At 72.6% G+C, this 3,024-nt stretch carries 4 protein-coding genes; all 4 read left to right on the forward strand.

Annotated elements, in window-relative coordinates; translation table 11 throughout:
- The coding region (locus tag SACPADRAFT_RS28515; RefSeq protein WP_040924562.1) for a Trp biosynthesis-associated membrane protein at nt 1-182 on the forward strand (182 nt) is incomplete at its 5' end.
- A 153-nt stretch (nt 183-335) separates the two neighbouring features.
- Nucleotides 336-1,145 (forward strand): indole-3-glycerol phosphate synthase TrpC, encoded by an 810-nt coding sequence (gene trpC / locus SACPADRAFT_RS0217875; RefSeq protein WP_007027077.1) that lies wholly within the window; start codon nt 336-338, stop codon nt 1,143-1,145.
- Nucleotides 1,124-2,365, forward strand: a complete 1,242-nt coding sequence (trpB, locus tag SACPADRAFT_RS0217880) for a tryptophan synthase subunit beta (RefSeq protein ID WP_007027078.1) — start codon at nt 1,124-1,126, stop codon at nt 2,363-2,365. Before trpC ends, trpB begins: the two co-directional genes overlap by 22 nt.
- On the forward strand, nt 2,362-3,024 hold a 663-nt coding region (gene trpA / locus SACPADRAFT_RS0217885; RefSeq protein WP_007027079.1), incomplete at its 3' end, for a tryptophan synthase subunit alpha. The genes trpB and trpA, both read left to right, overlap by 4 nt.

Raw genomic sequence — 3,024 nt, forward strand, 5'->3', positions numbered from 1 at the left:
CGGTGTGGCGGGGCCCCGCCATGCCCCGGATGGGGGCGAAGTACTCCGCGCCGACGACGGCGCGGCGGTCCGCGTCCGCGCGGGACGGGGCGGACGGGACGGCCACCGAGACGGCACGCGACGACACGGAACTGTGGAACGCGCTCACCGAGGGAGAGGATCCGACGGCACGCGAACGGTGACACCGGTGTTTGTTCCCGGCAGGCGCGGCGAATCCGACCCGGAGCCGATGCGCGACACCGTGCGGGTTAGCATCGGTCCGGCGGGAAGGGGAAGGTTTTTGTGAGCCACCTTGCGAGTGAATCAACAGTCGTGACTCCCGGTGGGGCCGCCCGGTGAGCGTTCTCGAAGACATCATCTCCGACGTCCGGGCCGATCTCGCGGAGCGCGAGGCGGCGTTACCGTTCGACGAGCTGAAGCGGCGCACGGAACACGCGCCGGCGCCGCGGGACGTGATGGGCTCGCTGCGTGAGTCCGGGATCGGGGTGATCGCCGAGGTCAAACGGCGCAGCCCGTCCAAGGGCGAGCTGGCGGCGATCCCGGAACCCGCGACGCTGGCCAAGGACTACGAGGACGCGGGTGCGCGGGTGATCAGCGTGCTCACCGAGCGCCGCCGCTTCGGCGGGTCGCTGGCGGACCTCGACGCGGTGCGGGCCGCGGTGGACGTCCCCGTGCTGCGCAAGGACTTCATCGTCAGCCCGTACCAGGTCCACGAGGCCCGGCTGCACGGCGCCGACATGATCCTGCTGATCGCCGCGGCGTTGGAGCAGAGCGCGCTGGTGTCCCTGCTCGACCGGGTGGAGTCGCTGGGCATGACCGCCCTGGTCGAGGTGCACAACGCCGAGGAGGCGGACCGGGCCCTGGAGGCCGGTGCCTCGGTCGTCGGGATCAACGCGCGCAACCTGCACACCCTCGAGGTGGACCGGGACGTGTTCAGCAGGCTGGCCCCCGGGCTGCCGATGGACACCTTCAAGATCGCCGAATCGGGCGTGCGCGGGCCCGGCGACCTGATGGCCTACGCGGGCCACGGGGCGGACGCCGTGCTCGTCGGCGAGGGCCTGGTCGCCACCGACGACCCGAAGAACGCGCTGGTCAAGCTCGTCACGGCGGGATCGCACCCGGCATGCCCGAGGCCGAGCCGGTGAGTACGGAAGCCACGCCGCCGACCGGCCACGACCCGGACCCCCGCGGGCACTTCGGTCCCTACGGCGGGCGGTTCCTGCCCGAGGCGCTCATGGGCGCGCTCGACGAGCTGGCCGCCGAGTACGACAAGGCCCGGCAGGACCCGGCGTTCGAGGCCGAGTTCTCCCGGCTGCTGACCGACTACGCGGGCAGGCCGTCGCGCCTGACCGAGGCACCCCGGTTCGCCGGGCACGCGGGTGGGGCCCGGATCTTCCTCAAGCGGGAGGACCTCAACCACACCGGGTCCCACAAGATCAACAACGTGCTCGGGCAGGCCCTGCTCACCCGGCGGATGGGCAAGACCCGGGTCATCGCCGAGACCGGGGCGGGCCAGCACGGCGTGGCCACGGCCACGGCGTGCGCGCTGCTCGGGCTCGAGTGCGTGGTCTACATGGGCGAGCTGGACACCCGGCGGCAGGCCCTCAACGTCGCCCGGATGCGGCTGCTCGGCGCGGAGGTCGTGCCCGTGGCCACCGGCTCGCGCACCCTCAAGGACGCCATCAACGAGGCCCTGCGCGACTGGGTGACCAATGTGGACACCACGCACTACCTGCTGGGCACCGCGGCGGGGGCGCACCCGTTCCCGCTGATGGTGCGCAACTTCCACACGGTCATCGGCGAGGAGACGCGCGCGCAGATCCTCGACGCGACCGGACGGCTGCCGGACGCGGTCGCCGCGTGCGTCGGGGGCGGGTCGAACGCGATCGGCATCTTCCACGGCTTCCTCGACGACCCGGAGGTGCGGCTGGTCGGGATGGAGCCCGGCGGCAAGGGGCTGGACACCGACCAACACGGCGCCACCCTGACGAAGGGCAGCCCCGGAACGCTGCACGGTGCCCTGTCGTACCTGCTGCAGGACGACGACGGGCAGACCACCGAGGCATACTCGATCTCGGCGGGGCTCGACTACCCGGGTGTGGGGCCGGAGCATTCCTGGCTCAAGGACAGCGGCCGCGCCGAGTACCGCGCGGTCACCGACGCCGAGGCGATGGACGCCTTCCAGCTGCTGTCGAAGACCGAGGGGATCATCCCCGCGATCGAGTCGGCGCACGCGCTCGCCGGGGCGTTGACCCTCGGCCGCGAACTCGGCGAGGGCGCGACGATCGTGGTCAGCCTGTCCGGCCGCGGGGACAAGGACGTGGACACGGCCGCCCGCTACTTCAACCTCGTGGAGGACGTGTGAGCAGGCTCGACGAGCTGTTCGGCCGGACGAGGGACGAACGGCGCGGTGCGCTGGTGGCCTACCTGCCCGCGGGGTATCCGACCGTCGACGGGTCGAAGGAGCTGTTGGCCGCCACCCTGGACGCGGGCACCGATCTCGTCGAGGTCGGGGTGCCCTACTCCGACCCGGTGATGGACGGGCCCACCATCCAGGCCGCCGCGGACGAGGCGCTGCGGGGCGGCTTCCGGCTCAAGCACCTGTTCGAGGTCGTGGAGTCCGTCGCCGCCCGGGGCGGGCGTGCGGTGGTGATGACGTACTGGAACCCCGTACACCGCTACGGCGTGGACGCCTTCGCCCGCGACCTCGCCGCGGCGGGCGGACTGGGAATGATCACGCCGGACCTGACCCCGGACGAGGCCCCGGAGTGGCTGACCGCCTCCGACCAGCACGGGCTGGACCGCATCTTCCTGGTGGCGCCGTCGTCGTCGGACGCGCGCCTCGCGCTCACCACGAAGGCCACCACCGGCTTCGTCTACGCGACGGCCGTGATGGGCGTCACCGGGGCGCGGGAGTCGGTCGGCGCGAATGCCGCGGAGCTGGTGCGCCGCACCCGCGCGCACACCGATCTGCCGGTCGGGGTCGGCCTGGGCGTCCGCTCCGGGGAGCAGGCGGCCGAGGTG

This window comes from Saccharomonospora iraqiensis subsp. paurometabolica YIM 90007 (assembly GCF_000231035.2).
GTDB classification, from domain to species: domain Bacteria; phylum Actinomycetota; class Actinomycetes; order Mycobacteriales; family Pseudonocardiaceae; genus Saccharomonospora; species Saccharomonospora paurometabolica.